Raw genomic sequence first — 3,003 nt, 5'->3', positions numbered from 1 at the left:
AGGACGTGCCATCCGGGCGAACTGGCGGCGTGTAGGGCAGCGCTGGGTTGAAGGCCAGACCATTGCAATGGGGAGAATAGGCGCCGTAGTTCTCGAAGTCTTTGCCGGTCCAGTCGGGGATGCCGACTTCGTCCGGCATGTAGGAAAAACCCATCGAGCCGGAATCGTCCAGGATGAACATGATGTTCGGCTTGACCTGGGACAGCGAGGCGTTCAGCGGGACGTTGGAGACATCGATCAGCGCTGCATGGGCGCCGCCACCGATCGTTCCACAGGCCAGCGCCGCGGCGAGCGCCAGTCGGGCGGGAGGTTGATGGCACAAGGTCATGGATCTCATGGCGGTTTGGCTCGGGGCTCAGAAATGCACCAGCGTTTCGATGGTGCTGACCGTGTTGCGTGCGCCCTGGGCGCGCACGACGATGCGGTAGTACTCGGCCATGGTGGTGGACCCGATGCGCACCGGGTTCTGGCTGTTGATTTCGCCGCGCTCGCCGGTGACCTGGCTGCTGGCGTTCAGTGGGCGTGGGCACTGGTTGGTGCTGATGGTCGAGCTGCCGACCTCCGAGCACAGCCGCACGATCAGGAACCGCGCCGTGATCTGGTTGGCCAGCGATTTGGTCTGCGCAGGCAGGCAGTCGACGGGCGTCGGGCCACGCTGCGAGCGGCAGCTGTCGTTGTTCCAGTCGATGGCAACCCGCTTGGCGGAGGTGCTGGTCGACGTGGGGTCGAGTTCGGGGACGAGTTTCGCCCAGTAGCCCTGGTCCCGCTGGGTGAGGTTCAGTCCGTCCGGGTCGGTTTTCTGCTGCGCTTCGAGCCATTGGATGGCCAGTCGGGTGGCCTCGTCCGCGGCCAGCAGCGTGTCTTGCTTGAAGCTCAGGTTGCCGAGGATGGTTGTGCCGGTGTCGACCGAGCGGATCATCGCCACGGCCGCCAGCGACAGTGCCACCACCGTGATCATGGCGAACAGCAGCGAGACGCCGCGCTGCCGGCTGTGGGGTGGGAGGGATGGAGTGCGGTTCATCGCGGGGTGGTCCATGGACGGTTCACGCGGGCTGCCAGAGCAGGTTGCGCAGCGGGATCACGGTTTCGAAGACCTTGTAGCGGTAGTTGCGCCAGTCATCGCCTGCGCCGGGCGGTGACTTTTCCACGTGGATCGGTTCGGCCGTGACGCCGTCCGGATACCAGACCGGCAGGGTCGGCGTGACCCAGTCGGTGGCGGCCTTGCCTGGGCGCTGCTCGTTCTGTGTGCTGCGGGCGACCACGGCCACCCGCACAGCCACCACCCGTTGCCAGCCCTTGGCCGTGGTCGGCGACACGGCGGTCCAGACGTCAGCCACCTGGTCCGGGGGCGTGCTGGTGTCGATGCCGTAGACCGCCTGCAACTGCACGATCTGCGGATACAGGTCGGCGGCGGTGCTCTGGCCGGTGCTGCTGTCGAAGGAAATCTGCCGCAGGTGGTAGGGGGCCTGGGGGGCTGGCGTGTCGCACTGTGCGTCGGCCAGTCCGGTCAGGCAGTAGCGGCGGCTGACCAGCGTACCGAGGTCGAGCAGGAGGCTGCCAGCTGGATAGGACACGTCCGTGCTCTGGATGCCCGGAAAGACGGTGGTGCCGAGATCCTGGTTCCACGGGCCGTCGGCGCCAGCATCGTGGAAAAGCTGGCCGCTGCCGGCCACGGGCTCGGCGCTCAGGTTGAACAGGCTGCAGTAGCGGGACGGGTCGGTCTGGTCCGGTGTCGGCGTGGGCACTGCCAGCAGCAGGTCGCCCTTGTGGTGTCCCAGGTCGGTGTTGGCGCCGATGACGAAGACGTTGCTGCCCCGGGTGTGGCCACCCGCGACCCGGGTGGGCAGCGCGAAGTCCGCGTGGTTGCTCATCAGCACGTCGAGGCTGTCGGGGGCGCCGTTGGCACCGTCGGTGATGGCCACGGGTGCCAGCGTGTGCTCGAACTGACCGGCCACGCCGGCACGCTGGCCGACCATGCGGCAGCCAGTGGCGCCGCCTTCGGTCATGCCGTAACCGCTGGCTTGCACATCGCGCTGCAGGGTCTGCAGGGCCAGCGCGCCATTGACCTGGGCATCGGAGCCGGCGGTGATGGTGCGTTTGCGGCCTTCATAGACGGTGGTGACCTGCGCGATCACGAGCACGGCGAGCAGGCCGATGACCATGCCGATCATCAGTTCGATCAGCGTGACACCGCGCTGCGCGGCAGGAGAGACGGGGGACGCGGTCATGGCGTTCGGGTCAGGGCAGGACGGGGTTCGGGTTGATCGCGGTCGTGGTCTCGAACTGGTGCAGGTCGTCACTTGGCGCCTTCCAGATCACCTTGACCGTGACCTGGCCGGGTTCGGTCTTCGACACCAGGGCCTGGCCGACACCGGTTGGCAGGCGTTCGCTCACGCGCTCGCGCCAGCGCTGGCAGGGTGGGTGGCCGGCGCAGGCGCTGGCGTCGTAGAGCGCCAGATTCCGGCTGTCGGTCCACATCAGGCCGACCAGGTCGCTGGCGAGGTAGGCCGCATCGGCGCGGTACTTGGCACCGCTGCTCGCGCGGGTCATCGACGCCTGCAGCCCGACCAGTCCGAGCACGGCCAACGCGAAGATGAGCAGTGCGATCAGCGCTTCCAGAAGGACAAACCCGTTGGGTCTCGGTGCCCGGGGTTGTGCGCGGGTGGTGTGGCGGGTGGTCACGCAGGCCTCCTCAATTCACCAGGCAGCGACGGGTGTCGAGCGGGTCGGTGGCGGCCGGATCGCAGGTGCGCGCCGAGCCGCCGGTGTTCAGCATCACATGCAGTGTCCTGGTGGTGGTGCTGCCAGGGTGGGTGATCACGATGCAGCGGATCGGGACAGGGTCGGTCTGTGCCCGGCCGAAGCCGTTGAACACAACCTGGGTCAAACTGGTGGTGTTCCTGCAGCTGGCGTCGCGCACTTCCACCTGGACACCGGCCGAGCCGTCGCCGCGGGCATGGCGCTCCATCAACCGCGTGCCGGTCGTGGTGCCCAGTGGCTGGC

General features: G+C 67.6%; 4 protein-coding genes and 1 pseudogene. All 5 read right to left on the bottom strand.

What is annotated here, in order from left to right; translation table 11 throughout:
* A partial coding sequence (locus tag AB3X43_RS07480) for a hypothetical protein (RefSeq protein WP_369429230.1) occupies window positions 1–328 on the bottom strand: 328 nt, incomplete at its 3' end.
* A 27-nt stretch (window positions 329–355) separates the two neighbouring features.
* The gene (locus tag AB3X43_RS07475) at window positions 356–1,036 is read right to left on the bottom strand and encodes a pilus assembly PilX family protein (protein ID WP_369429229.1); all 681 of its coding nucleotides are present in this window, start codon (window positions 1,034–1,036) and stop codon (window positions 356–358) included.
* 7 nt (window positions 1,037–1,043) lie between these two features.
* Window positions 1,044–2,228 (bottom strand): PilW family protein, encoded by a 1,185-nt coding sequence (locus AB3X43_RS07470; protein WP_369429228.1) that lies wholly within the window; start codon window positions 2,226–2,228, stop codon window positions 1,044–1,046.
* A gap of 10 nt (window positions 2,229–2,238) precedes the next feature.
* Window positions 2,239–2,682: a type IV pilus modification PilV family protein gene (locus AB3X43_RS07465; protein ID WP_369429227.1), complete on the bottom strand. Its 444-nt coding sequence runs from the start codon at window positions 2,680–2,682 to the stop codon at window positions 2,239–2,241.
* A gap of 10 nt (window positions 2,683–2,692) precedes the next feature.
* A pseudogene (locus AB3X43_RS07460) lies at window positions 2,693–3,003 on the bottom strand (GspH/FimT family pseudopilin); the annotation flags it as partial.

The sequence above is a fragment of the Sphaerotilus sp. genome (assembly GCF_041083715.1).
GTDB lineage: Bacteria > Pseudomonadota > Gammaproteobacteria > Burkholderiales > Burkholderiaceae_C > Sphaerotilus.
Note: the sequence above shows the minus strand (reverse complement) of the source record. Positions and strands in the feature narration are given on the sequence as shown.